19 protein-coding genes and 1 riboswitch are annotated in these 26358 nt (G+C 66.2%); of the genes, 9 read left to right on the forward strand and 10 right to left on the reverse strand.

Annotated features, from left to right (window positions below; all coding sequences use genetic code 11):
* Position 1: 1 nt before the first annotated feature.
* Genes DIE29_RS13840 through DIE29_RS13855 form a run of 4 tightly spaced genes read right to left on the reverse strand, consistent with a single transcriptional unit; the run spans position 2 to position 6891 of the window.
* Entirely contained in the window at positions 2 to 1108 is a 1107-nt protein-coding gene (locus DIE29_RS13840) for a metal-dependent hydrolase (RefSeq protein WP_102042887.1), read from the reverse strand.
* A gap of 51 nt (positions 1109 to 1159) precedes the next feature.
* Positions 1160 to 2554 (reverse strand): AdeC/AdeK/OprM family multidrug efflux complex outer membrane factor, encoded by a 1395-nt coding sequence (gene adeC, locus DIE29_RS13845; RefSeq protein WP_102042888.1) that lies wholly within the window; start codon positions 2552 to 2554, stop codon positions 1160 to 1162.
* On the reverse strand, positions 2551 to 5709 hold the full coding sequence (locus DIE29_RS13850; RefSeq protein ID WP_114650168.1) for an efflux RND transporter permease subunit: 3159 nt from the start codon (positions 5707 to 5709) through the stop codon (positions 2551 to 2553). The genes adeC and DIE29_RS13850 overlap by 4 nt, the downstream gene beginning before the upstream one ends.
* Before the next feature lie 15 nt (positions 5710 to 5724).
* The gene (locus DIE29_RS13855) at positions 5725 to 6891 is read right to left on the reverse strand and encodes an efflux RND transporter periplasmic adaptor subunit (protein ID WP_114650169.1); all 1167 of its coding nucleotides are present in this window, start codon (positions 6889 to 6891) and stop codon (positions 5725 to 5727) included.
* A gap of 184 nt (positions 6892 to 7075) precedes the next feature.
* Here DIE29_RS13855 and DIE29_RS13860 point away from each other — a divergent pair, with 184 nt between their 5' ends.
* The 5 genes from DIE29_RS13860 to DIE29_RS13880 are packed head-to-tail and all read left to right on the forward strand — an operon-like array spanning position 7076 to position 15604.
* Positions 7076 to 7711 (forward strand): TetR/AcrR family transcriptional regulator, encoded by a 636-nt coding sequence (locus DIE29_RS13860; RefSeq protein WP_114650170.1) that lies wholly within the window; start codon positions 7076 to 7078, stop codon positions 7709 to 7711.
* Positions 7712 to 7771: 60 nt separating this feature from the next.
* Complete coding sequence (locus DIE29_RS13865; protein ID WP_205409744.1) at positions 7772 to 9874, forward strand: TonB-dependent receptor plug domain-containing protein; 2103 nt, start codon at positions 7772 to 7774, stop codon at positions 9872 to 9874.
* A 38-nt stretch (positions 9875 to 9912) separates the two neighbouring features.
* A complete protein-coding gene (locus tag DIE29_RS13870; RefSeq protein WP_162860644.1) occupies positions 9913 to 10905 on the forward strand; it encodes an ABC transporter substrate-binding protein in 993 nt (330 codons plus the stop codon).
* A gap of 2 nt (positions 10906 to 10907) precedes the next feature.
* Positions 10908 to 12968 carry a diguanylate cyclase gene (locus DIE29_RS14660; RefSeq protein WP_237269562.1) on the forward strand — a complete coding sequence of 687 codons (2061 nt, stop codon included), beginning with the start codon at positions 10908 to 10910 and terminating at the stop codon, positions 12966 to 12968.
* An 11-nt stretch (positions 12969 to 12979) separates the two neighbouring features.
* Positions 12980 to 15604, forward strand: coding sequence for a bifunctional diguanylate cyclase/phosphodiesterase (locus DIE29_RS13880; RefSeq protein ID WP_102042894.1), 2625 nt, complete (start codon positions 12980 to 12982; stop codon positions 15602 to 15604).
* Here DIE29_RS13880 and DIE29_RS13885 read toward each other — a convergent pair.
* The 6 genes from DIE29_RS13885 to DIE29_RS14920 form a co-directional block, all read right to left on the reverse strand.
* The gene (locus DIE29_RS13885; protein WP_102042895.1) at positions 15574 to 16152 is read right to left on the reverse strand and encodes a peroxidase-related enzyme; all 579 of its coding nucleotides are present in this window, start codon (positions 16150 to 16152) and stop codon (positions 15574 to 15576) included. The genes DIE29_RS13880 and DIE29_RS13885 overlap by 31 nt on opposite strands.
* A gap of 64 nt (positions 16153 to 16216) precedes the next feature.
* Positions 16217 to 17200, reverse strand: a complete 984-nt coding sequence (gene acuI / locus DIE29_RS13890; protein WP_102042896.1) for an acrylyl-CoA reductase (NADPH) — start codon at positions 17198 to 17200, stop codon at positions 16217 to 16219.
* Between the two features lie 60 nt (positions 17201 to 17260).
* A complete protein-coding gene (gene acuR / locus DIE29_RS13895; RefSeq protein WP_102042897.1) occupies positions 17261 to 17896 on the reverse strand; it encodes an acrylate utilization transcriptional regulator AcuR in 636 nt (211 codons plus the stop codon).
* Positions 17897 to 18181: 285 nt separating this feature from the next.
* Positions 18182 to 18667 carry a hypothetical protein gene (locus DIE29_RS13900; protein WP_114650172.1) on the reverse strand — a complete coding sequence of 162 codons (486 nt, stop codon included), beginning with the start codon at positions 18665 to 18667 and terminating at the stop codon, positions 18182 to 18184.
* A complete protein-coding gene (locus DIE29_RS13905; protein ID WP_102042899.1) occupies positions 18664 to 18963 on the reverse strand; it encodes a nucleotidyltransferase domain-containing protein in 300 nt (99 codons plus the stop codon). The genes DIE29_RS13900 and DIE29_RS13905 overlap by 4 nt, the downstream gene beginning before the upstream one ends.
* Before the next feature lie 26 nt (positions 18964 to 18989).
* A complete protein-coding gene (locus DIE29_RS14920; protein WP_257791344.1) occupies positions 18990 to 19115 on the reverse strand; it encodes a hypothetical protein in 126 nt (41 codons plus the stop codon).
* 294 nt (positions 19116 to 19409) lie between these two features.
* Positions 19410 to 19630, forward strand: a riboswitch (cobalamin riboswitch).
* A 161-nt stretch (positions 19631 to 19791) separates the two neighbouring features.
* On the opposite strand from DIE29_RS14920, the gene cobO reads away from it, so the two are divergent.
* From cobO to DIE29_RS13925, 4 genes are all read left to right on the forward strand, one after another.
* A complete protein-coding gene (cobO, locus tag DIE29_RS13910; RefSeq protein WP_102042900.1) occupies positions 19792 to 20400 on the forward strand; it encodes a cob(I)yrinic acid a,c-diamide adenosyltransferase in 609 nt (202 codons plus the stop codon).
* Positions 20401 to 20492: 92 nt separating this feature from the next.
* Positions 20493 to 21569: a cobalamin biosynthesis protein CobW gene (gene cobW, locus DIE29_RS13915; RefSeq protein WP_102042901.1), complete on the forward strand. Its 1077-nt coding sequence runs from the start codon at positions 20493 to 20495 to the stop codon at positions 21567 to 21569.
* Complete coding sequence (gene cobN / locus DIE29_RS13920; protein ID WP_102042902.1) at positions 21569 to 25339, forward strand: cobaltochelatase subunit CobN; 3771 nt, start codon at positions 21569 to 21571, stop codon at positions 25337 to 25339. Before cobW ends, cobN begins: the two co-directional genes overlap by 1 nt.
* Complete coding sequence (locus DIE29_RS13925; protein ID WP_102042903.1) at positions 25336 to 26352, forward strand: magnesium chelatase ATPase subunit I; 1017 nt, start codon at positions 25336 to 25338, stop codon at positions 26350 to 26352. The genes cobN and DIE29_RS13925 overlap by 4 nt, the downstream gene beginning before the upstream one ends.
* Positions 26353 to 26358 lie beyond the last annotated feature (6 nt).

The following is a 26358-nucleotide window of genomic DNA, read 5'->3' on the forward strand; positions in this document are numbered from 1 at the left end:
CTTATTTAGATTCCGCCGCCCAGGCGCCAACTGGATCGAGCCAGCGCCGCTCCCCGCCCACCAGTTTGAACAGCCGCCACGGCCCGCTCACTTCTGCGCTGCACAAGCCGTAGCGAAATGGCAACTCGGCGCGCGCCGGCATTTCGAAACGCAGGTCACGAAACGCCGCACAGCGCCAACCGCCCGGTGCGGCCATCTCCACCCGGTCGAGCACCGGAAACAGCGCAAACCAGCGGTAAAAGGCAAAGGCTTCCGCCTCCCAGACGCTGCGCGCCAACGCTACGGCCTCACCATCGCCGAACTTGGCGCGTCGTTCCCACACCGCCTGCGTCACCGGTAGGTAGGGCGCCGAATAGCGGCGGATGAAGTTATCCTCGGGGCCGGCCTGCATGGGTGCGCTGCGCCGGGTATTGAGATGGGCGAAGTGATAGTCGCGCCCGTCGAAAATCACCACCGTCCAGTTGAACGGCGAAGCCGGCCGCGGGGCGGCATCCAGGGTGAGCATGGCAAGGCCCTGCGCCTGGGCATAGGCGCGCCCAGCCGCCAACGCTTCGCTGCGCCCTACCCAACCCACGCCCACCCAGCCGGCCACGGCGACCAGTGCCAGGGCGGCCGGCACCCGGCTGCGCCGCCAAATGGCGCTGGCCAGCAGACCGCCGAGCAGGATGCCGGAGAACACCAGGTCGATGATGAAGGTGGTACCCAGCGCGAAACGCCGATCGGAGAAGGGCGCCAGCAGCATGGTGCCGAACTGGGTGATGAAGTCACCAGCAATATGGATCAGCAAGCCGCCCAAGGCCACCGGGTAAAAGGCGCGCCACGGTGGCGCGCCGCCGCGCCGCAACCGGCCGATGCGCGACATCATTACGGCGAGCAGCAGCGCCCACAGCGGCGCGAGCAACACCGAGTGGGTCACGCCGCGGTGGCCGCGCAAGTAGGCGATTTCGGAGGCGTAGCCGAGGACGATATCGATGTCCGGGAAGGCCGCCGCAACGGCGCCTACGGCCATCGCCTGGGCAGCATGAAGCGGCGGCGTGCCGGCGCTTGCCGGGCGCGCCAACACGCGCCCTAAAAGCGCACCGGACAGGGCATGGGTCAAAGTATCCACGCGGCCTTGGAGACAGGCGGCCGGCGATGGTTCCGCGGCGCCTGCGCTCGCCTACTGCCAACCGCCGCCCAAGACCTTGTACAGCGTCACCCGGTTGGCCGCTTCCGCCAGGCGGGTGGCGATCAGCGTCTGCTCGGCCGCATAAAGGGTGCGCTGGGCATCGAGCAGTACCAGCAGGCTGTCTACCCCAGCCTGGCGGCGTGCCGCCGACAGCCGATGGCTTTCCTGAGCCGCGGCCACCAGCCTTTGCGCCGCATCGACGGCTTCGCCCAGACTGGCGCGTTCGGCCAGCGCGTCGGCCACCTCGCGGAAAGCGCTCTGGATGGCGCGTTCGTATTCGGCCACCGCAATGTCGCGGCGCACCTCGGCCACATCCAGGTTAGCCGCCAGCCGCCCGCCCTCGAAGATCGGCAGACTGAGCTGAGGCAGAAAGTTCCAGGCGCGCGAGCCGCTATCGAACAAGCCATCCAGTTCGGCACTGGCGGTGCCGGCGCTGGCGGTCAGCGTAATGCGCGGGAAAAACGCGGCCCGCGCCGCGCCGATGTTGGCGTTGGCCGCGCGCAGGCGATGTTCGGCGGCCAGAATGTCCGGGCGGCGGATGAGCACTTCGGCCGGCAGGCCGGCGGGCAGCGTCGCCACCTCGGTCAAGGTGAGCTGGAAACTTGCCGGCAGCAGCGCCTCGGGCAGGCTGTCGCCCACCAGCAACGCCAGCGCGTTGGCCGCGCGCGCAACGCTGGCCGAATAGTCCGCCACATCGGCGCGCGCACGTTCCATTTCGGCCTGGGTCTGACGCAGTTCGAGCGCGGACGCCGCGCCGGCTTCAAAGCTCGCCTGGGTCAGTTCCACCGTGGTGCGGCGCGCCGCCAGGGTACGGCGCGCCAGTTCCAGGCGCTCGCGGTCGGCGGCCAGTTGCAACCAGGCGGTGGCGGTTTCGGCCACCAGAGCGATACGCGCGCTGCGGTGCGCGGCCTCGCTGGCAAGGTATTGTTCCAGCGCGGCGTCGCGCAGGCTGCGCACCCGGCCGAAAAAGTCGATTTCCCACGCGGCGATGCCAGCGGATACCCCGTACTGGCGGCTGACCATCGACTGGCCGCTGCTATTGAGCTCCCCCGGGACGCGCTGGGCGTTCTGGCTGGCGGTCACGCCCAGCGCAGGAAACTGGTCGGCGCGCTGGATGCGGTACTGGGCGCGCGCCAACTCGATATTGAGCGCGGCCACGCGCAGGTCGCGGTTGTGTTCGAGCGCCAGTTCGATCACACGGCGCAGGCGTTCGTCGGCAAAGTACTCGCGCCAGGCAATGTCGGCCGCTGCGCGCTCACCTGTGGCAGCCTCCGCCCAGGCCGCAGGCACCGGCGCCGCCGGGCGTTGGTAATCGGGCGCCAGCGTGGCGCAGGCGCTCAGACCAAAGGTGGCGAGCGCCAGAGCGAGCAAATGGTGCCGGTTCATCGACGGGCCTCCCCGGTGTGCGCGGCCGACACGGGCGCGGCCGGCTTGTCTTTGAAAATCCGCTTGATCACCACATAGAACAGCGGCACGAAAAAGATGCCCAGCACAGTGGCCGCGATGGTGCCGCCCAACACGCCGGTACCGATGGCGTTCTGGCTGCCGGCACCCGCGCCGGTGGCAATGGCCAGCGGCAACACGCCAAAGCCGAAGGCGAGCGAGGTCATCAGGATCGGGCGCAGGCGCATGCGCACCGCCTCCAACGTGGCGGCGACCAGTTCCTTGCCTTCTTCCATTTGCGCCTTAGCGAACTCCACGATCAGGATGGCGTTCTTGGACGACAGGCCGATGGTGGCCAGCAGGCCGACCTGGAAGTAGATGTCGTTGGACAAGCCGCGGCCGGTGGCAGCCAGCAACGCACCCAGCACCCCGAGCGGCACTACCAGCATCACCGCAAAGGGCACCGACCAGCTCTCGTAGAGCGCTGCCAGGCACAAAAACACCACCAGCAGCGACAAAGCGTACAACGCCGGCGCTTGCGAGCCGCTGCGGCGCTCCTCGTAAGAGGTGCCGGACCATTCATAGCCGATGCCCGGCGGCAACTTGGCAATGATCTCCTCGGCCGCGGCCATGGCCTCGCCCGAAGACAGCCCCGGTGCCGCCTGGCCGAGTATTTCCATCGACGGCTGGCCGTTGTAGCGCTCCAAGCGCGGCGAGCCATAGGTCCAGTGCGCGGTGGTAAAGGCGGAAAACGGCACCATCTCGCCGGCCTGGTTGCGCACATACCACTTGTTGAGATCCTCGGGCGTCATGCGCGCCGGCGCATCGGCCTGCAAATAGACCTTCTTGATCCGTCCGCGGTCGAGGAAGTCGTTGATATAGCTGCCGCCCCAGGCGGTGGACAGGGTGTCGTTGATATCGGCCACGCTCACCCCCAGCGCGCCGGCCTTGGCATGATCGATGTCGAGCGTCAGTTCGGCCATGTCCTCCTGACCGTTGGGACGCACGCCGACCAGGCGTTTATCTTGCGCGGCCATACCGAGGAACTGGTTGCGCGCAGCCAGCAGCGCCTCATGCCCCAGTCCGGCGCGGTCCTGCAACTGCAGGTTGAAGCCGCCCGAAGTACCCAGTTCCAGCACTGCCGGCGGCACGAAGGCGAACACCATGGCCTCGCGTATCTGCGAAAAAGCACCCATGGCCCGCGCCACGACCGACTTCACATCCATGCCCGGCGCGCTGCGCTCGTCCCAGGGTTTCAGGTTGACAAAGCCGATGCCCATGTTTTGGCCGCTGCCGCCGAAAGAAAAACCGGCCACGGTAAACAATGCGCGCACAGTGTCCTTTTCATTTTCCAGAAAGTGCGCTTCCACCTTCTTGAGCACCTCCAGCGTGCGCTCCTGGGTGGCGCCCGCAGGCAGCATGACCTGGGTGAACATCACCCCCTGGTCCTCGTCCGGCAGGAAGGATGTCGGCATGCGCATGAACAGCACGCCCAGCACCGCGACGATGGCCACATAAATTGCCAGAAAGCGCACGCTGCGCCGCAGCATGCCGGCCACGGTGCGCTCGTAGCGCTGGGTGCCGTTATGGAACTTGAGGTTGAACCAGTGAAAGAAGCGCCCGAACGGACTGCCTTCGCCATGCTCATGCCCCTTGGCCACCGGTTTGAGCATGGTGGCGCACAAGGCCGGGGTAAACACGATGGCCACCAGCACCGACAGCGCCATCGCCGACACGATGGTGATCGAGAACTGGCGGTAGATCACCCCGGTGGAGCCGCCGAAAAAGGCCATCGGCACGAACACTGCGGACAGCACCAGGCCGATGCCGATCAGCGCGCCGGTGATCTGCCCCATCGAGCGGCGGGTCGCCTCCTTGGGCGGCAAGCCTTCTTCGCTCATCACCCGTTCGACGTTCTCCACCACGACGATGGCGTCATCGACCAACAAGCCAATGGCCAGCACCATGCCGAACATGGTCAGGGTGTTGATCGAAAAGCCGAAGGCCGCCATGGCGCCAAAAGTGCCAAGCAGCACCACCGGCACCGCAATGGTGGGGATCAGCGTGGCGCGCAGGTTCTGCAAAAAGAGGTACATCACCAGAAACACCAGCACCACCGCCTCGACCAGGGTCTTGACCACCTCCTGGATGGAAATGCGCACGAAAGGCGTGGTGTCGTAGGGCACCACGTACTTCACCCCCTGGGGGAAATAGCGCTGCATTTCATCGAGTTTGGCGCGCACCGCGGTGGCGGTATCGAGCGCATTTGCCCCGGCAGCCAGGCGGATACCCACACCGGCCGCCGGCTGGCCGTTAAAGCGCGCCACCGTGCCGTAGTTTTCCGCGCCGATTTCCACCCGGGCCACATCGCGCAGGCGAACCTCTCCGCCTTCAGGCGTGACCCGCAGCAGAATGTCCTCGAACTGCTCGACGGTCTGCAGCCGGCTTTGCGCCGTGATCGAAGCGGTGAAACCTTGGCCCGGCACCGCCGGCGTGCCGCCCAATTGACCGGCTGAAACCTGGGTGTTTTGCGCCTGGATGGCGGCGCGCACGTCACCCGGTGTGAGCCGGTAGTTGTTGAGCTTGGCCGGATCCAGCCAGATGCGCATGGCGTATTGCGAGCCAAACACCGTGACCTCGCCCACGCCGTCGACCCGGGATAGCGGGTCCTGCACCGAGGAGACCAGAAAGTCCGACAGATCGGTGCCGGTCAGACGACCGTCTTCGGACACGAAACCGACCACCATCAAGAAGTTGCGCGCCGACTTGGCCACGCTCACACCCTGCTGCTGCACCGCCTGCGGCAATAGCGGCAGCGCGGTCTGCAACTTGTTCTGCACCTGCACCTGGGCGATGTCGGGGTCGGTGTCGGCGGAAAAAGTCAGCGTGATGGTGGCCCGGCCGTAAGAATCCGAGGTGCTGTTCATGTAAAGCAGGCCATCCAGGCCGGTCATCTTTTGTTCGATGACCTGGGTGACCGAATCTTCCACCGCCTTGGCGGACGCGCCCGGATAGCTTGCGTTGATGGCAATTGCCGGCGGGGCGATGGATGGATATTGCGCCACCGGCAGACCGAGAATGGACAGGCCGCCGGCGAGCATGATGACGATGGCAATGACCCAGGCAAAAATGGGCCGGTCGATGAAAAAGCGGGCCATGGGGGATGCTCCTGCTCAGTTGGCCGCGCCAGCCGCGGGCGCGCCCGCCACCTGCACCTGTACGCCGGGACGCACGCGCTGCAAGCCTTCGACGATGATGCGCTCGCCGGCGGCCAAGCCTTCGCTGACCACCCACTTGTCGCCCAATGAGCGCTCGGCCTTGACGGTGCGCGCTTCGACCTTGTTTTGGTCATCGACCACCATCACCACCGCATGGCCGCGGGCATCGCGTGTCAGCGCGGCGTGGGGCACCAGCACCACATCTTGGCTGACCCCTTGTTCAAGGCGCGCACGCACATACATACCGGGCAGCAACACGCCCTCCGGGTTGGGAAACACCGCGCGCAGCGTCACACTGCCGGTGGCCTGATCCACCGCAACCTCGGAAAACGCCAGCTTGCCGACCGCGGCGTACTCGCTGCCGTCTTCCAGCAGCAGGCGTACCGGCAGGCTGTCGGCCGCGGAGCGCGCCAGGCGCCCGGTTTGCAGATCGCGGCGCAGCTTGAGTAGTTCGGCGCTGGACTGGGTGAGGTCCACATAGATCGGGTCGAGCTGCTGAATGGTCACCAGCGCCTGCTCCTGGTTGGCGGTGACCAGCGCACCCGGCGTTACCGTCGAGCGTCCTGCGCGGCCGGCAATCGGCGCACTCACCCGGGTAAAGCCCAAATCCACCTTGGCCTTGGCCAGCGCCGCGCGGGCGCTGGCAACTTCCGCTTCGGCCAGCTTGTAGGCGGCTTGCGCTTCATCGTTGGCCTGCTTGCTGACCGCTTCGATCTGCACCAGGCCGGCAAAACGCTCGGCTTTCAGCCGCGCGGCAAAAAGATTGGCCTCGGCGCGCGCCAGTCCAGCTGCGGCGCTGTCGTAGGTGGCCTGGTAGCTGGCCGGGTCGATCTGATAGAGCAGCTCGCCCGCTTTCACCTCGCTGCCTTCGCTAAAAAGGCGCTGTTTGACGATACCGCCGACCTGCGGACGCACTTCGGCAATCAGCGACGGCGTGGTGCGCCCGGGCAGCTCCAGCACCAGCGGCACCGCTTCCGATTTCACGGTCAGCACCGCCACTTGGGGCGCAGGCTGCGCGCCGGCCGCTGCCTGCGGGCCTGGGCCCTTGCCGCATGCCGCCAGCAACAGGATGCTAGCGGCCATGGCCAGCACGGCTGGCATGGAGCGAAGATGAATCTGCATTGGGGAACCTCTCGTCGGTCGGGGGGGACGGGCAACGCCGAGGGTATCAGCGCTGCCCCGAAGGATCGTTCCGGATAGAACGTTCGTTCTAGAATGAACGCTCATTCTATGTTAGCCTCAGCGCCGTCGCAAGCTCACCGCACCACGAACCAATTACTTCGAACGTCAAATCTGGAGGATCTCCGTGACCGCAGCCCCCCGCGCCACCGGCGAATCGCCGCGCAGCGAAGCACGCCGTGCGCAGATTCTGGCCGCTGCGCGGGACTGCTTCCGGCGCAACGGTTTTCATGGCGCCAGCATCGCGCAAATTTGCCGTGAAGCCGGGATGAGCGCCGGCCATATCTACCATTACTTCGAAAACAAAGAAGCGATCATCGCCGCCATCGTCGAACAAGACCTCGACCGCCTGCTGACGATGACCGCCGAACTGCGCGCCGCCCCGGACATTCTGCCGGCGATCTCAGCCTGTACCGCCGACGGTGTGCGTGACAGCCTGAACGTGGATGAGGCTGCACTCAAGCTGGAGATCGTCGCCGAGGCGGCACGCAACCCGCGCGTGGCCGACATCGTCCGCACCGCCGACCGCCGCTGCCGGGAAAGTGTCACCGCCACCTTGCGCGAACACCGGCGCCAATTGGGTCTGCCGGCCGATGCCCAGTGGCTGGAGGCCACCGCCGAATTGCTCGCCATTTTGTATGACGGCCTCATGGTACGCGCGATTCGGCGGCAGGACATCCCGCGCGAAGCCATTATCTCGTTGTTCCAAAACATCATCTTGGGTGTGATCGGTTCCGCGCACCACCCCTCTAGCCCCTATTGACCGCGCCCAGCGGCGCATGCGACGCTTGGCCCCAAACCACACGAACCTAGGGAGGGGTCCGTGGATTGTCGTCGCACCGGTGTGTACGCGCTCGCGCTGGTGGCGCTGGATGCTGCGCTTGCGCCGGCCCGCGCCGACACCGCCCTTTTTCTCGAAGACATCCCGCTGGTGCTGACCGCCTCGCGTCTGGCCCAATCGCCGCTGGATGCGCCCGCGCCGGTCACCATCATCGACCGCGAAATGATCGAGGCCTCAGGCTTTACCGAGATTCACGATCTGCTGCGCCTGGTGCCGGGTTTTCAGGTGGCCGACTGGCCGCTGGGCTCGCCCACCGTCGCCAACCACGGCATCGGCGACGCCTACGACCGGCGCATCAAGGTGATGATCGACGGACGCACGGTCAACAACCCGCTGTGGGGTGACACCCAGTGGGACAACCTGACCATACGGGTCGATGACATCGATCACATCGAGGTGGTGCGCAACGCCAACGGCGGCGCCTATGGTGTCAATGCCTTTCAGGGTGTGATCAACATCATCACCCGTGCGCCGGCCACCGAAGACGGCCACGCGCTCATTTCCCGCGTAGGCAAGAACGGGTTTTACGATGTCGGCGTACGTCTGAACAGCCCAACCGGGCAGGCGGTGGACTGGCGCCTGTCGGCCTCGCGGCGCAGCGCAACCAACTTCGAAGCGCATCTCAGGCGTAACGGCGAATACACCGCGCAGGAAGCCTTCACCCGCAACACCGTCAATTTTCAACTCAGCGCCCAGCTCAGCACCCAAGATGAAGTGCGCGCCCAACTGGGTGTGAGCCAAGGCATCGACGAGCGCGGCTTCCCGGCACTAGGCAGCACGGCCGCGCTGGCGTCGATCGACCCGGTGCAAGACGCCACGGTGCGCAACCACAGCGTGCATCTGGCCTGGACCCGCAGCTTCAGCGCCGACTCCGAACTGTCGCTGCAGCTCTATCACCAGGGACAGGCAAAGCGCCGCGCATGGACCATCGACGTGCCGGACGAGTCCGGCAGCCGCCATGTGATTCCGACCAACGACGACCTGGACTTCACCCGCAACGATATGGAGCTGCAATGGAGCGGGCCGTTGTTGCCCAAGGTTCATGCCCTGCTTGGCGCCGGCGTGCGTCAGGATCGTGTGCGCTCTCGCAAATACTTCGATACCCGCGCCGCCCTCACCGCCCACTACTGGCAGACGTTCGGCAATCTCACCTGGCAGGCCAGCGATGCGCTGGCGGTCAATCTGGGCGCAACCTTCGAAGATCACGACTACAGCGGCAAGCTGTTCTCGCCGCGGCTGGCGTTCAATTACGCGCTCGACGCCCGCTCGGCGCTGCGGCTGTCGGCCGGCCGGGCCTATCGCGCCCCGTCCTTGATCGAAGCCCATGCGCTGGAGACCCTGCGTGAGAACGGCGAGATCGTGCGGGTGGGCTATTACGCCGCGCTGCCGGTCGAGCCCGAGACGGTGCGCTTCGTCGAACTCGGTTATGTGGCCAAGCCCAGCCGCATGTTGTCGGTCGATCTGCGGGTGTTCCGCGAAGCCTATGACCGCTATATCGACCGGCAAAGCTGCTTTTTGCCCACGCTCCGTTGGAGCTCCACCGATACGCTGCCCTGCGATGCGCTGGGCATTGCGCCGCCGGCCGAGTGGTCCGAGGCCAATGCCTTTGGCCACGGTCGCATCCGCAACAAGAACGTCAAGGCGTTTTACTTTGCCAATCTCGGCGGTTTCGTCGCCCGCGGCGGCGAACTGTCGGTGGACATCCGCCGGCCGGGCCTGGGACGTGCGGTGCTGTCGCAGGCTTTCGTCTTTCTGGACGCCAGCCCGGAACTGGAAGAACGCGACATCGAGCTCAGTGCGCCGAAACGCTCGACCGCGCTATTGCTGATCGCCGATCTGCCCAGACGCTGGCAGGCCAGTCTGGGTTACTACCATAACGATCCGATGTACTGGCTCAACGATGGCGACAGAGTCCCCAACCGCGATCGTTTCGATCTGCGCCTGGCGCGCAGCTTCGGTCCCCCGGAGCAAGCCGGCGAGTTCGCCATCGTCGTCCAGAGCGTCAATGGCCGGTACAAGGAGTTCCACGAAGGCAATTACCGCCATGAGCCCCGGATCTTTGCGAGCTTGCGCCTGGCGTGGTGACGCGGGCCCATACCGGCGGCAGCTCTGCTGCCGCGCCATTGCCAGATGAGCCCGCGCACCGACGCCTGCGCGCCGCGCCACCTTCGGCTGGCGGCCGGTCGCGTGCACATCGGCTTCTCATCCGCCTGGGACGCCGTATCCTGGCGCTCGCCTTGGCCTGGCTGCTTGCCCCGGCGGCACAGGCCCTCGACGTGGCGTTGCTGCTGTCTTCCCACCAAACACCCGCCTATCGGACATTCGCCGCCGAGCTGGCAGCCGCTACCGCGGGCGGCGCACACCATATCCTGCCCGCTGGCGATCTCGACGCCGGTATCGACACCGCCATGCTGGCACACGCCGACCTGATCGTGGCCGCGGGCGCTCCGGCGCTGGCAGCGGCCGCACGGCGCGGGCGGCCGGTGCTCGGCGTATTCGTCTCACGGGCCCAGTTCGATGCGGTGCGCAGCCAAGCCCCGGAAGCTGCGCTGTCGGCCATCGTGCTCGATCAACCCGCTGCCCGCCATCTGGCCCTGGCGCGTGCGGTTCTGCCCGAGGCCCGGCGCATTGGCCTGTTGTTCGGTCCGGACAGCGCGGCGCAGGCACGCCTTTTTGCAGAGCTGGCAAGCGCCGACAACCCTGCGGTGACCCTGCAGCCAGTCTCCGATCCGTCGGAACTTCAGGCGGTTTTGGAACGCACCCTCAAGGCTCATGACGCCCTGCTGGTACTGCCGGATGAATGGGTGTCGGGCCCGGCCGCGGCGCGCGCGGTGCTGCTCACCAGCTACCGTTACCGACGCCCGGTGCTGGCCTACTCGAGGGCCTATGTGGAGGCCGGCGCACTGGCCGCGGTCTATAGTTCCAGCGGCGACGTCGCCCGGGATGTGGCAGACTGGCTGGCGCAGGCCCCGGCGCCGCAGCAGACGCTGCCGCCGGTACGTGCGCCGCGCTATTTCAGCGTGGCGATCAATCAACGGGTCGCCCGCGCGCTCAATGTGGACGCGCCCAATGAGGCCGCGGTGCTCGACGCCATCCGCCTCGAGGAGCGCCGGTGAGCATGTTGCGCCGTCTGTCCTTGCGCCAACGCCTGTTGCTGGTGGTGCTGCTACCGGCCGCGGCGCTGGCCGCCGCGATTGCCGGCCTGTTCGTGGTTCGCAGCACCCAGGCCGCGGATGAGGCGCTGCGCGAGCGCGGCCTGGCCATCGTCAGTTTTCTTGCCCCGGCCGCCGAGTTTGGCGTGATCTCTGGCAACGCCGGAACGCTGACCAACCTGGTCCAGGCCGTGTTGGAACAACGCGACGTGGCGGCGGTGGCCATCTTTGATAGCGCCGGCGAACGCATCGCGGTCAGCGGGCGTCCGCGCTTGGCCGTTCCTGCGCGCATCCTGGCTAGCCGTGAGGCCACCGTGCTCGACCAGCGCGACCAGCGTCTCACCCTGGCCGCCCCGGTGCTGTCCGCGCCGCTGGCGGTCGACGACCTGGCCACCCGGGTGAGCGGCACCAGCCAGCTCATGCCGGCGGCCACCGGCTGGGTCTATGTGGAGCTGGATACCCAGGCCCTGGACGCCACCAAACGCACGATCCTGGCAACCACGCTGACGCTGACCTGCGTGGGACTGGCGCTCACCGCCTGGCTGGCCACGCGCCTGGCACGGGCGCTGACCGATCCGGTGATGAATCTGGCCCGGGCGGTCGATGAGATGGCCGACGGCCGCCTGGACATTGCGGTGCCGGAGAATAGCGCGATTGCCGAACTGCGCACCTTGCAGCGCGGCTTCAACACCATGGCGCAGTCCATCGCCAGCGCACACCACACCCTGCAAGCACGGGTGGATGAAGCCACCGCCCAGCTCGCTCACCAGGCGCTGCACGACCCACTCACCGGGCTGCCCAACCGGCGGGCCTTCGAACAGGCGCTCGACGAGGCGGTCAGTGCCTCGCGCCGCGCCGGCGACCAGGGGGCGCTGTGCTTCATCGATCTCGACCGCTTCAAAATCGTCAACGACACCTGCGGACACGCGGCCGGCGACGAGCTGCTGCGCCGCATCGCCAAACTGCTGCGCGAGCGGGTCCGGGCAAACGATCTGATCTGCCGGGTCGGCGGCGACGAGTTTGCCCTGATTTTGCGCGGCTGCTCGGCCGAGGAAGCCGCCCGCATCGCCGAAACGCTGCGTGAAGCGGTGGCGGCCTTCCGCTTCAACTGGGAAGGGCGGCGCTTTTCGGTCGGCGCCAGCGTAGGATTGGTGCGCATCGACGGCGGGCTCGACAGCGCGGCCGACGTGCTGGTAGCCGCCGACCTGGCGTGTTATGCAGCCAAAAAAGGCGGCCGCAACAAGGTCATCGAGCATGAAATGACCGCGCGCACCCCGCAAAACGAACCTCATTTGTACATCACTGGTCCAGAGGGCATTCCCTTTTCCCAACTCGAGCTGTACGGGCAGCGCATCGTCAGCATCAAGCCACCGCAAAGCCCGCCCTGGCACGAGGTGCTGCTGCGCATCCGCGATGGCGAGGATGTCTTGCTGACGCCGGGCGAGTTGTTGGCACGTCTGGCACGAGGCAGTGCCGGTCTTCTACTGGACCAATGGGTGCTCGAACGCGCCTGTGCCCATCTGGCCCGCCGGTCGGACGACGCCCACTCACCGGCAAGCCGCCTGGGGCTCAACCTCACTCCAGCCTCACTGTCCGAAGCGGCGCGCTATTTCGACGCGTTACAGGAGCAATTGCATCGCCACGGGCTGGCGCCTCAGCGCCTGGTGCTGGAAATCCCCGCAGCGCTGGCCGCCCAGTGCCCCAAGGAGTGCGCCGCTTTTGCCGCACTGGCGCGCGACGCCGGCTGCGCGCTGGCCCTGGAGCGGCTCGATGGCAACGCCAGCGCACTGCTGGCCGAAATACGGCCGGACTATGTCAAGATCAGCCTCAAAACGCTGACCGATGCCTACGGACTGGAAGCCGGCTGCAACCTGGCGCAGGCGCTGTGCGGCATGGCTGCCGCGCTGTCGATCCGCACCATCGCCTCGGAAGTGGAAGACGAGCTGTTCCGCGAGGCGCTGGCCGATTACGGCTTCGATTATGCGCAAGGGCTCATGGTCGAAGCGCCTGCAGCCCTGCGGCACTAAAAACGCGGTCGATGCAAGCGCCTGTCACCCTGCGGCAAACCATTTTGAGCCGTATGTTGCTGTTGGCCGGCGGCAGCGCGCTGGTGATCACCGCCGGTTTTCTCGTCCTGTGGATGATGCCCGCACTCGAGCACATTGCCAAAGCCGAGTTCGAGCGGGTGGCCGGGCGGGTGCAGGCCCGGCTGGACCAAACCTTCACCCCGGTGGAGCAATTGCTCGCCGCTGGCGCCGGATGGATTGCCGCCGACCCGCCACAGCTCGACGACCCGGCATCCTTCAACCGCCGTTTTGCGCCGGTGCTGCGCGCATCGGCCAGCATCACCTCGGTGGTCGCCGGCGATACCGCAGGCCGCGGCTGGATGCTGCTGCAGCAAGACGGCGGCCGGCTGCTCAACCGCTTCACCGATCCCGCCCGCTGGGGCGCGCGCCACCTGTTCATCCAGCATGAGGCCGACGGCACACAAACGGTTTATTGGGAAACCCGCGACTACGACCCCCGCCGCCGCCCGTGGTATACCGGCGCCATGGCGGCCAGCGAGGATCAGGCGGTGCATTGGACCGCGCCGTACACCTTTCTGACCACCGGCGACCCCGGCATCACCGCCTCGCGGCCGATCCGGCTGCCCGATGGCAGCGGCTTCGTCCTCGGCTATGACGTGATGCTGCGCGATCTGTCCGCCGCCACGCTCAACGAGCAGGTCGGCCGGCGCGGCTTTGCGCTCATCCTCACCGAAGACGAACGGGTGCTCGGACTGCCCGCCATGCCCGCCGGCATCGACAGCGACGATTGGTTTGGCAGCCTGCTGCTGCCGGTCAGCGCCTTGGGCATGCGGCCGATCAATGACGCCTTGGCGGTATGGCGTCAAGGCGGCAGGCAGGCGGTGCCGGTGCAGCGAATGTCCTCGGGCGGTCAAGACTGGCTGCTGTCGCAACGTCCCTATGCGCTGGGCGCATACCGGCTGTGGGTGCTCACCCTGGCCCCGGCCGACGACTTTGCTCCGCCTTGGGTGTTGATCGGCGTGGCGCTGAGCGGCGCACTGGCGCTACTGATGCTCATCGCCGGCCTGATCGCCCACAACCAGGCCCGCCGTATCGCCCGCCCGCTGGAAACGCTGGCGGCGGCCAGCCAACGCATTGGTGCGCTCGATTTCAGCCCGTTACCGCCGGTCATCAGCCCGATTGCCGAAATCGCCCAGTTGGCCAGCGCGCAGGAACGCATGCGGCAGATGTTGCAGCGCAGCCAGCATTCCTTGCGCAACCAGGCCGCACGGCTGGCCGCTCAGGTCGAGGAGCTGCGCGCCGCCGAAGCGCGTATCAATGCGTTGGCCTTCTATGATCCGCTCACTGGCCTGCCCAACCGCCGACTGCTGGCCGACCGGCTGGAACGCGCGCTGGCCGGCTGCCGGCGCCACAGCCAGCGTGGCGCCTTGCTGCTGCTGGACCTGGATGACTTCAAAACACTCAACGACACCCTGGGTCATGAGCAAGGCGACGCCCTGCTGGAGGAGGTGGCGCGCCGTCTGCAAGCATGTGTGCGCGATGCCGATACCGTGGCGCGGCTGGGCGGCGACGAGTTCGTGGTGGTGCTCGAAGCGCTCGACAGCCAAGCCGCGGCCGCCTGCGAGCAGGCGGAAGCAGTGGCAGGCAAGATTTTGGCCGCGCTGACGCAGCCCTACCAACTGGGCGGACAGACCCTCACCACTTCCGCCAGCATTGGAGTGACGCTGTTCGACGGCAGCGCACCGCGCGACGAATTGTTCAAACAGGCCGATCTAGCCATGTATCAAGCCAAGGCGGAAGGACGCAACCGCCTATGTTTCTATGGCCAGGCCATGCGCGAGCGGCTCACCGCGCGCACCCGGCTGGAACAGGAACTGCGCGCGGCCATCGATGCCCGCCAGTTCATTCTGCATTACCAACCGCAGGTCGATGCCGGCGGGCGGATTATCGGCGCCGAAGCCCTGCTGCGCTGGCAGCATCCAGAGCGCGGCATGGTGCCACCGGGCGCATTCATCCCGATTGCGGAAGAAACCGGGTTGATCCTGCCGATTGGCCGGCAGGTCATCGAACTGGCCTGCACCCAACTTGCGCACTGGGCCGACCAGCCTGGGTGCGCCGACTTGACGCTGTCGATCAATGTCAGTGCGCGGCAGTTCCGCCACGCCGGCTTCATGGACGAAGTCCGCGCCGCGCTACGCCACAGCGGCGCCAACGCCGCGCGGCTGCGCCTGGAATTGACCGAAAGCATGCTGCTCGACGACATCGATGCGGTGATCGCGCGTATGACCGCTTTGCGCGAACTGGGGGTGAGCTTCTCGCTGGACGACTTTGGCACCGGCTACTCGTCGCTGGCCTATCTCAAACGACTGCCGCTGGCCGAACTGAAGATCGACCAATCCTTCGTGCGCGACGTGCTGGTAGACCCCAACGACGCGGCCATCGCCCACACCATCATCACGCTGGCGCACACCATGGGACTGACCGTGATCGCCGAAGGGGTGGAAAACGCAGCGCAGCGCGACCTGCTGGCCGAGCTTGGCTGCGATGCGTATCAAGGCTATCTGTTCGGCCGTCCGGTGCCGGCCGAACAGTTGCCTCTGAGCGTTCAGCCTTTGGGCACGCGCCCCATCAAGTAGAACTGTTCATTGGGCGGTGTGCCGGCAAGATGCACCAGGCGGTTGCTCATGCTGAAAAAGGCAGTGATTGCGCCAATGTCCCAAATCGCCTCGTCATCGAAGCCGTGCGCACGCAAAGCGGCAAAGTCGGCCTCCTCGATCTCGCCGCCACGGGTCGACAGCTTGATGGCAAAGTCCAGCATGGCGCGCTGGCGCGGGGTGATTTCGGCCTTGCGGTAATTGGTGGCGAGCTGATCGGCCAAGCGCGGATTCTTGGCCCGGATACGCAACACCGCCCCGTGGGCAATCACACAATACAGGCACTGCCCGGCCGCGGAAGTCGCTACCACGATCATCTCGCGCTCGGCCTTGCTCAGGCCGACATCCTTTTCCATCAGCGCGTCATGGTAGTCGAAAAAAGCGCGGAATTCGGCCGGACGGTGCGCCAGCATCAAAAACACGTTGGGGATGAAACCGGCCTTTTCCTGCACCGCGAGGATGCGCTGGCGCAGGTCTTCGGGCAGGGCGTTGAGATCGGGCACCGCAAAGCGGCTGATTGTGTCGGTCATAGGGGTCTCCTCGATAACAATGGGTTTTCTCTGTAACGGGTGGTGGCAACGCACAGCCCGCGGCTCAGCGGTTCACATCCACCACCACCCGGCCGCGCACCTGACCGGCCAGCAGGCAGGCAGCGGTGTCGATGACTTCATTCAGGCCGATCTCGCGGGTCATTAGTTCGAGCTTGGCGACATCCAGATCCTGGGCCAGGCGCTGCCAGGCTTGCAGACGCTCTTCGCGCGGCGCCATCACGCTGTCGATGCCCACGAGCGTGACCCCACGCAGGATGAAAGGCGCTACCGTTGCCGGAAAGTCCATCCCCTGCGCCAGCCCGCAGGCGGCCACCGTGCCACGGTAGCGGGTGCTGGCGCACACATTGGCCAGCGTGTGGCTGCCCACGGTGTCGATCGCACCCGCCCAACGCTCCCGCGCCAACGGTTTGCCGGGTGCGTTGAGCGTGGCACGGTCGATGATCTCTGCCGCGCCCAGAGTCTTGAGATAACCGGCCTCGTCCACCCGGCCGGTGGCGGCCACCACGCGATAGCCCAGCTTGGCCAGCAGTGCCACCGCCACGCTGCCCACCCCGCCGCTGGCGCCAGTGACCAGCACTTCGCCCTGCTCCGGGCGCACGCCGTGGCGCTCCAGCGCCATCACGCACAACATTGCGGTATAGCCGGCGGTGCCGATGGCCATCGCCTGACGGGCGCTGAAGGCCGCTGGCAGCCGAATCAGCCAATCGCCCTTGAGCCGGGCAAGCTGCGCCAGCCCGCCCCAATGGGTTTCGCCCACGCCCCAGCCATTGAGCAGCACCGCATTGCCCACCGCAAAGTCCGGATGAGTGCTGGCTTGCACCGTACCGGCCAAATCGATACCCGGAACCATGGGAAATTTGCGCACCACCGGGCTTTTGCCGGTGATCGCCAAGCCGTCCTTATAGTTGAGCGTCGAGTAAGCGACCCGCACGGTTACTTCGCCTTCCGGCAGCGCGTCCTCGGCCAGCTCGGTCAGTTGCGCACGATAACCGGCCTCATCGTTGTCGATCAAAATTGCTTTGAACATCCCCTGCACCTCCTTACGCTTGGTTATAGACCGATCGTCTAGTAATACTCGAAAAAAAAATCAGCGCGGCAGCCCAGCCAGAAAACCGGCAGCAAACAGACGCAATGGCGCATCGCTACGAACCAGCTTGGCGCGCAACACCGCTCCCTCCCAGCCAATCCAGAAAAAAGCCGCCAGCGCCTCACAGTCCGCCTGAGGCGCAATCTCGCCGCACTGGCGGGCAGCGCGCAAACACGCGGCCAGACGCGCCTGCCAATCCAGAAACACCTCCTCCAGGCGGGTGCGGAAAGATTCTGGCAATACCGCCATCTCCTGCCCCAAATTGCCGATCAGGCAGCCACGGCGAAACCCGTGCCGCGCCATGCCGGCGCAGGCATCTTCCACAAACGCCTGCACACGCGCCAAAGGCGGACGCGAAGGATCGAGCAAGCAACGGTCGAGCTTGCGCGCAAAATAAGCGGCGTACTGATCGATGACCGCGCGCCCGAAAGCTTCTTTGCTGTCGAAATAGTGATAGAACGACCCCTTGGGCACGCCGACAGCGCGCAAAACCTCGTCGATGCCCGTCTGGGCAAAGCCTTTTTCGGTAAACACCGCAGTACCACAACGCACCAGCGCCTCGCGGGTTTCGAGCTGCCCGGCCACGCGCTTGGGCGGACGACCGGGACGGCGGCGCAAGGTGGTGTTGGCTTTCATGCGGAAAATATTAGACCGGTCGTCTAAGAAAATACAAGAGGCCGGTGAGCGACTCTCGTCGCCCTCTCGCGTCAGGTCGGCCAAGACACCTAGCAGGCCGTTGAAAAACGTAGCGAGGATGGCCCGATGCAAGGCGCACGGCGCGCAGCGACCGCGACGGCCGCATACGACGCCTTGCGTGCGGGCGGCATGATGGGTGCCATCCCACCGGCGACGATTCTCTTGCCCAGAATGCAATCGATCGGTTGAGCCTTGGCGGATCGTCCGAGCTGCTTCATGCTTTCTTCATGCTTCTTTTTCAGGCCAGCGGGACTGGATGTCTGCCTGAAGTCGGGCTGCGGTATCGAGGAGTCGGTCGACCGCCTCACGGGCGACATTGAGTGCGGCAGCCAATTCGTTCATGTCCTCGACGTATTCATGAACCAGCCGGTTACGCAGGCGTCGCATGGCCAGCCATGCGGCGCTGTCTTCGATGAGGCCGAAGGCGGCGAGGCGGTTGAGGGTGTCGATGGCGGGGCCTTTTCGTTCACCCAGCGCCTCGAGATAGCGAGGAAAGAGTTTGTCCACCAGGGTGTCCTGCAGCCGCCCAAACTTGGCGCCGAAGGACTCGATCTGATCAATCCCTTCCGGCGTGGCAAGATGCTGTTGCAAGCGGTACGCATCCCAATGCGCATTACCCGGAAACAAGCGCTGCGTGACATCGCGCAGGTAATGCGCTTCTTTTTCCACTAGCGACAGAGTAACCCGAAGGCGCTCGATTCCCGGCGTCATAACGTGATTCCTTCGCGTTTGGCCACCTCGTCGATCGGACGCAGCGGCGCGCCTTTCGGATGGACGACGATATCGATGCGCTGCTCTCCCAGGCGCATCTGCAGGGCGGCAAAGAGGGCGAGCTCCTGACGCAGCAGGGTAGCGTGATCCCCTACCGCCTCGATAAAGAGATCGATGTCTCCACCGCGCTGTTCGTCATGCACGCGCGAGCCAAACAGACGGACTTCGGAGTCCGGGCCGAAATGCCGGGTCACCTCTTCGCGAATGATGGCGCATGTATTGGGATCGAGACGCATGGTGAGTCAAAACTATTGAGTGAAACTTATTGCTTGTCCTCGACGGCGACGATGACGGTGAAATCGGTATCGTAGCCGTATGCTGCCTGGTTTCGCGTCAGACGGATGAGCTGCCAAGACTCGATATCGGCGATGACCTCCGCTTTTCGCACCAGGCCAAGACTTTCAGGAATGTGTCATCAGATTGATCCAAACATGAAACGAGACATCGACGGGCAAGCCCAGTCACGACCGAGGCTGAATGATCCTCTGCCTCTTCCCCATCGCCGAGCAGCTTATCCACCAGCCGGGCGGTGACTTTGTCCACGGTGGCGCGTCGTTGAGGAGCATGGCCGGTCATTGTAAACCGAGGCGCTGCTCCAGCCCCAGGGCGAGCTTACGGCCTTTTGTCAACTCTCTACACGGCCTTACTGGAAATTGCTTTGCACCCGGCGCTTACCGTATATTGCGTGCTGCATCGATCAGGTGCCCCGTCGTGCAGCCGCGCGCCGGGGTGAAACGGGAAGTCCGGTGACGCCGGCGCACGACGCGCCTGCCATTCCGGCGCAGCCCCCGCTGCTGTAAGCCTGACGGAACCGCCTCACCCGCCACTGGGCGTCATGCCCGGGAAGGCGGCGGCTTCCGGATGATGGCGAGCCAGAAGACCGGCCGGATCGACGATTGGGTAGGAGCCCCGGGGTGTGGGCGATTCACCGACTGGTTTCGCTGGCGCTCGCCGCGCCGCCTCTCGCCAGCCATCGTGCAGTGTTGCCGTATCGAGGCCCTGTCCGCGGTGTGTCGTTCGTCCCCATCCGGCCCCTTCCACTTTGCACACTCGGAGCGCCGACCATGGACGAAGACAAAAAGCGCAACCACAACCAGCGCATGCAGCGCAAAAAGGACGTTGTCGATGCCGCCATCGCCCGCGCCCAGGACGAGCGCGGCATCGTCATCCTGATCACCGGTAACGGCAAGGGCAAGACGACTTCAGCGTTTGGCACCTTGTACCGGGCGCTGGGTCACGGTCAGCGCGCCGGCGTGGTGCAGTTCATCAAAGGCACCCAGGCCACCGGCGAAGTGCTTTTTTTGCAGCAACAGGCTGCAGCCGCAGTGCAATACCACGCCATGGCCACCGGGTTTACCTGGAACACCCAAAACTGGGACGCGGACAAGCGCGCCGCCGATCAGGCCTGGGCCCATGCCGCACGCATGTTGCGCGACCCGGCGCTGAATCTGGTGCTGCTCGATGAGCTGACCTACATGCTCAAGTACAACTACCTCGACACCGCCGAGGTGGTGGCCGCCATCGCCGGCCGTCCTGCCATGCAAACAGTGATCGTCACCGGCCGCGCCGCCCGCCCCGAACTGCTGGAACTGGCCGACACGGTCAGTGAGATTGCCGACCGCAAGCATGCGTTCAGGGCCGGTGTGAAAGCGCAGCCGGGCATCGACTTTTGACGATCTGCCGGGTCCGCCAACCGGATAGCGCTCGACCGGCCGCCCTACCCCTGGCATCGCCCGCCTGAGCACCGTTTTCACTGGAGTCGCCTATGTTTCCCCAAGCCAAGATTCCCGCCACCATCGTCACCGGCTTTCTGGGTAGCGGCAAGACCACGCTGCTGCGCCACATTCTGGCCCATGCCGGCACACGGCGCATTGCAGTCATCGTCAATGAGTTCGGCGAACTGGGTATCGATGGCGAAATTTTGCGCGGCTGCGGCATAGGCTGCGATGACGGCAACGACGAGCGTGCCGGTCAGATTTTTGAACTGGCCAACGGCTGCCTGTGCTGCACCGTGCAGGAGGAGTTCTACCCGGTCATGCGCGAACTGATTGCGCGCCGTGCGCAGATCGACCACATCCTGATCGAGACCTCCGGACTGGCTTTGCCCAAACCGCTGGTGCAGGCGTTCAACTGGCCGGATATCAAACACGCATGCACCGTCGATGCCGTGGTCACCGTGGTGGATGTGCCGGCGGTGGCCGCTGGACAGTTTGCCGCCGATCCGGCTGCCGTGGACGCCCAGCGTCGCGCCGACCCCAATCTGGACCATGTCTCGCCGCTGTGCGAACTGTTCGAAGACCAGCTCTCGGCCGCCGATCTGGTGGTGCTGACCAAGACCGATCTGACCGACGACGCGACGCGCGCCGCGGTCGAAGCGCGGGTCCGCGCCGAGCTGCCCGGCGCGGTGAAGGTGGTGACCAGTGAGCGCGGACGCATCGACCTTAATCTGATTCTGGGGCTGCATGCCGCGGCCGAGGACAACATCCATCTGCGCACCAGCCACCATGATCACGCCGGTGACGAGCCGCACGACCATGACCATGACGCCTTTCAGTCGATTTCGATCGAGCTGCCAGTGGTCGATCGCCAGCGTCTGCTCGATATCCTCCAGGCGCTGGTGCAAACCCACACCCTGTACCGCATCAAGGGCTTCGTGGCGCTTGCCGACAAGCCGATGCGCCTGGTGGTGCAAGGCGTTGGCCGGCGCTTCGACAGCTATTTCGACCGCCCCTGGGGCGCCGACGAGGCACGCCGCACCCGCCTGGTGCTGATCGGGCAGGATCTGGACGCGGCGGCACTGACTGCGGCCTTGCAGGGCGCAGCGCTGACCGAGGCTGCCTGATGCATCTTTTGGCCGCCCAACCGGGCGGATATGTCGACGACGACCGCGTGGTCACCCGGATTGCGCAGACGCCGGGCGACATCGTGGTGCTGAGCGCCGCCGACACCACGCTGGCGCTGCTGGCCGCCGTCTGCCCCGACCACGACTATCCGACGGTGCGTCTGGCCAATCTTTTGCATCTGCGCCAACCGGCCTCGGTGGATCTCTACGTGGACGAGGTTCTGCAACATGCCCGGGTGATCGTCATCGACCACCTGGGCGGCGAGAGCTACTGGCCCTATGGCACCGAACGGGTGGTCGAACTGGCCCGCGCGCGCGGCATTGCGCTGGCGATGTTCTCCGGCGACGACAGCGAAGATACCAATCTGCTGATGAAGAGCACGGTGGCCGCCGACGATGCGCGCACACTGTGGCGCTACCTGCGCGAAGGCGGCCCGGCCAATGCGCGTAACTTCTACCGCTTTTTGGGGGCGCGCTTTTTTGCTCATCCGGACACCCCGGAGCCGCCGCGCGCACTGCCCACGGTGGCGGTGTTCCACCCGCAGCATGATTTGGGCAGCGTCCAAGACTGGCAACACGACTGGACCCCCGGCGCCCCATGCGTACTGGTGTTGTTCTACCGCGCCCATCTGCAAGCCGGCAACACCGCCGTCTTTGCCCACCTGTGTGCGGCGCTTGCCGCGCGCGGCCTGAACCCGCTGCCGCTTGCGCTGACCTCGCTGAAGGACCCGGCCTGCGTGGCAACGCTGCGCCGGCTGGCCAGCGAGCTCGATGCGGCGCTCATTCTCAACACCACCGCCTTTGCCCGCTCGGCGCTGGAGGCGTCTGACGACTCGGCGCTGGCCGGCGACCTGCCGGTATTGCAGGTCATCTTGTCTGGCGGCAACGAGGCGGCCTGGCGGGCTGACGCCCGCGGTCTGGCACCACAGGACATTGCCATGCATGTGGCGCTGCCCGAAGTCGACGGGCGCATCCTCACCCGCGCGGTAAGCTTCAAAGACCTGGACCACCATTGCGCCCACACCCAGAGCGATGTGGTGCGTTACCGCGCCGAGCCGCAGCGCATGGCCTTCGTTGCCGAACTGGCCGCACGCTGGTGCCGCCTGCGCACCCGCCCCAATGCCGACAAACGCCTGGCCCTGGTGCTGGCCAACTATCCGACCCGAGAAGGCCGGCTGGGTAACGGTGTGGGCCTGGACACGCCCGCCTCGGTGATCAACATCCTGCGCCGCCTGGCCGAAGAAGGCTACGCGGTCGACGCCATCCCCGCTGACGGCGACGCCTTGATGGCCGCTTTGCGCCAAGGTGTCACCAACGACCCCGAGCACTGGACGGTGCGTCCGGCGCACCAGAGCCTGGCGCTGGCCGACTACCTGAGCTTTTTCAACCGCCTGCCGGCCGCCAACCGTACTGCCATCGTCGAGCGCTGGGGGCCGCCCGAAGCCGATCCGATGCTGCGGCAGCAGCGCTTCATGCTCGCCGGCCTGCGCTGCGGGCGGGTCTTTGTCGGCATTCAACCGGCACGCGGCTACCAACTCGACCCCCTGGCCAGCTACCACGACCCCGACCTGGTGCCGCCTCATCACTACCTTGCCTTCTATCTCTGGCTGCGCGAAGTCTGGCAGGCCGACGCCATCGTGCACGTGGGCAAGCACGGCAACTTGGAGTGGCTGCCGGGCAAAAGCGTGGCGCTGTCCGAGCAATGCTGGCCGGACCTGGTGTTCGGACCCCTGCCGCACTTGTATCCATTCATCGTCAACGACCCCGGCGAAGGCACTCAAGCCAAACGGCGCGCCCAGGCGGTCATCGTCGATCACCTGATGCCGCCTTTGACCCGCGCCGAAAGCTACGGCCCCACCCGCGACCTGGAGCGCCAGGTGGACGAATACTACGAGGCGCTGATGCTCGACCCGCGCCGCGCCACGGCGCTGCGCCGGCAGATTCTCGACCACATCCTGCGCCACAACCTGCACCGCGATCTCGGCCTGCCGGCGCCGACCAATGCCGAGGAAGAACAACGGCTGCTCAACCGCACCGACACCTATTTGTGCGAACTCAAAGAAGCCCAGATCCGCGACGGGCTGCATATCTTCGGGGTATCGCCCGAAGGCCGCCTGCGTCGCGACACCCTGCTGGCGCTTGCCCGCCATCCGGTGGGCGACGGCCGCGATGCGCGCCGCGGTCTGACCCAAGCGCTGGCCGCCGATCTGGCCTTGGGCGAGGATTTCGATCCGCTTGCAGCCGACTGGGGCGCGCCCTGGCGCGGCCCCCGTCCGGCGCTGCTGCGCGCACAGGACGCCGGTCTCTGGCGTACCACCGGCGACACCCGCGAGCGCCTGGAGCTGCTTGCGCTCGAAGTACTGGCCGAGGGGCTACCCGTCACCGCGGACACCGACTGGCGGCACACCCGTCCGGTGCTCGCCCGCATCCAGAGCGAACTTGCCCCGCGCCTGGATGCCTGCGGCGAGCAGGAGCTGCGCCAGCTCATGCGCGGACTGGCCGGCCGCTTCGTGCCCGCCGGCCCCAGCGGCGCGCCCACCCGCGGCCGCCCCGATGTGCTGCCCACCGGGCGCAACTTCTATTCCATCGACACCCGCGCGGTACCCACCCAGACCAGTTGGACCTTGGGACTGCGTTCGGCCGAGCGCCTGATCGAACGCTACCTGCAAGAGCATGGCGACTATCCACGCGCCATCGGCCTGTCGGTGTGGGGCACGGCCACCATGCGCACCGGCGGCGACGACATCGCCCAAGCCTTTGCATTGCTCGGCGTGCGCCCCAAATGGGCCGACGGCAGCCAGCGGGTGAGCGACTTCGAGATCGTGCCGGCCGCGCTCCTGGGCCGCCCGCGCATCGACGTGACCCTGCGTGTGTCCGGTTTTTTCCGCGATGCCTTTGCCAACGTCATCCGGTTGTTCGACGCCGCAGTGCAAGCAGTGGCCGCGCTCGACGAAACCGAGGCAGTCAATCCCATCCGCGCGCGCATCGAGCGCGAGGCCGCCGCACTGGCCGCCACCGGTCTGGATGGGGCAAACGCGCGCCGTCTGGCGGGCCACCGTGTGTTCGGCGCCAAGCCGCAAAGCTATGGCGCCGGCCTGCAGGGCCTGATCGACGGTGGCCATTGGGACACCGACGCCGACCTTGCCCGCGCTTACCTCGAATGGGGCGGCCATGCCTACGGTCAGCACGATTATGGCACCGACGCACGCGACGCCTTTGCGCGGCGGCTGGCCGGTATCGACCTGGTCATGCACAACCAGGACAACCGCGAACACGATCTGCTCGACTCCGACGATTACTACCAGTTCCAAGGCGGCATGGCGGCCGCGGTGCGTCATTTCGCGGGCCGTCAGCCAGCGCTTTACTTTGGCGATCACAGCCATCCGGCATCGCCTACGGTGCGCTCACTGGCGGAGGAAATCAGCCGTGTGGTGCGCAGCCGCGTCACCAACCCGAAATGGATCGCCGGGGTCAAGCGCCATGGTTACAAAGGCGCCTTCGAAATCGCCGCCACCGTCGATTACCTGTTTGCCTTCGATGCCACCGCCCGCGTGGTGCGCGACGACCAGTACGCATCCGTGACCGACGCTTATCTGGAAGACGCCGACACCCGCGACTTTTTGCAACGCCACAACCCGGATGCGCTGATCGACATCTGCCAACGCCTGCTCGAAGCCATGGACCGCGGCCTGTGGGCAGCACCCGGCGACTACCGCGAACGGGTCGAACAACACCTGCTTGCCGCCGAACAGCAACTGGAACAGCGATGACATTGGACACCCCTTTTCCGTTTACCGCCTTGTGCGGTCAGCCGCAGTTGCAAACCGCCCTGTTGCTGGCCACCGTCGATCCGCTGATCGGCGGCGTGTTGATCGAAGGTCCGCGCGGCACCGCCAAATCCACCGCCGCGCGCGCGCTGGCGGCGCTGCTGCCGGGCGGGCGGTTCGTCGACCTGCCGCTGTCGACCAGCGAGGAGCAACTGGTTGGCACCCTCGATCTGGAAGCCGCGCTGCAAGGCGGCCAAGTGCGCTTCCGGCCCGGACTCCTGGCGCGCGCCCATGACGGCGTGTTGTATGTGGACGAAGTCAATCTGCTGCCCGACGGCTTGGTCGATCTGCTGCTCGACGTTTGCGCCAGCGGCATCAACCGCATCGAGCGCGATGCCATCAGCCACGCCCACCCGGCGCGTTTCACCCTGATCGGTACGATGAACCCCGAGGAGGGCGCACTACGCCCGCAATTACTCGACCGCTTCGGCCTTTTCGTGCGCCTGGACAACCTGCTGTCACCGGCCGAGCGGCAGGCCATCGTGCGCACCCGCCTGGCCTTCGACGCCGATCCGGCCGCTTTCTACGCCCGCCACGCGCCCGCCCAGCAGGCGCTAGCCGCGCGGCTGGCCGCTGCCCGCGCCACCCTGGCGCAGATTCCTTTCGCCGACAGCGACCATGAACGGGTCGCCGCGCTCTGTCACGCCGCAAAGGTCGAAGGCGTGCGCGCCGATCTGGTGATGCTGCGCGCTGCCCGCGCCCACGCCGCGCTGGCCGGCCGCGCCCGGATCGACACCACCGACATCGACACCGTGGCCGAGTTGGTGCTCGCCCACCGTCGCCAAGCCGAACCCAGCGCCGACAAAGCGGCCACCTACCCGCCGACCGCACCCGCACCCGCGCAGCCGTCCGCGCCCGCCGCCCCGGAGGCGGAGGACTGGGGCGCGCTAGCGCCGCAGCCGGTGCCTATCGACACGGTGAAGAACGTGCAGCCCTTATCGCTAAAAAAGCGCTGAGGCGTC

The organism is Pseudothauera hydrothermalis, assembly GCF_003345255.1.
In the GTDB taxonomy this organism is placed as follows: Bacteria; Pseudomonadota; Gammaproteobacteria; order Burkholderiales; family Rhodocyclaceae; genus Pseudothauera; species Pseudothauera hydrothermalis.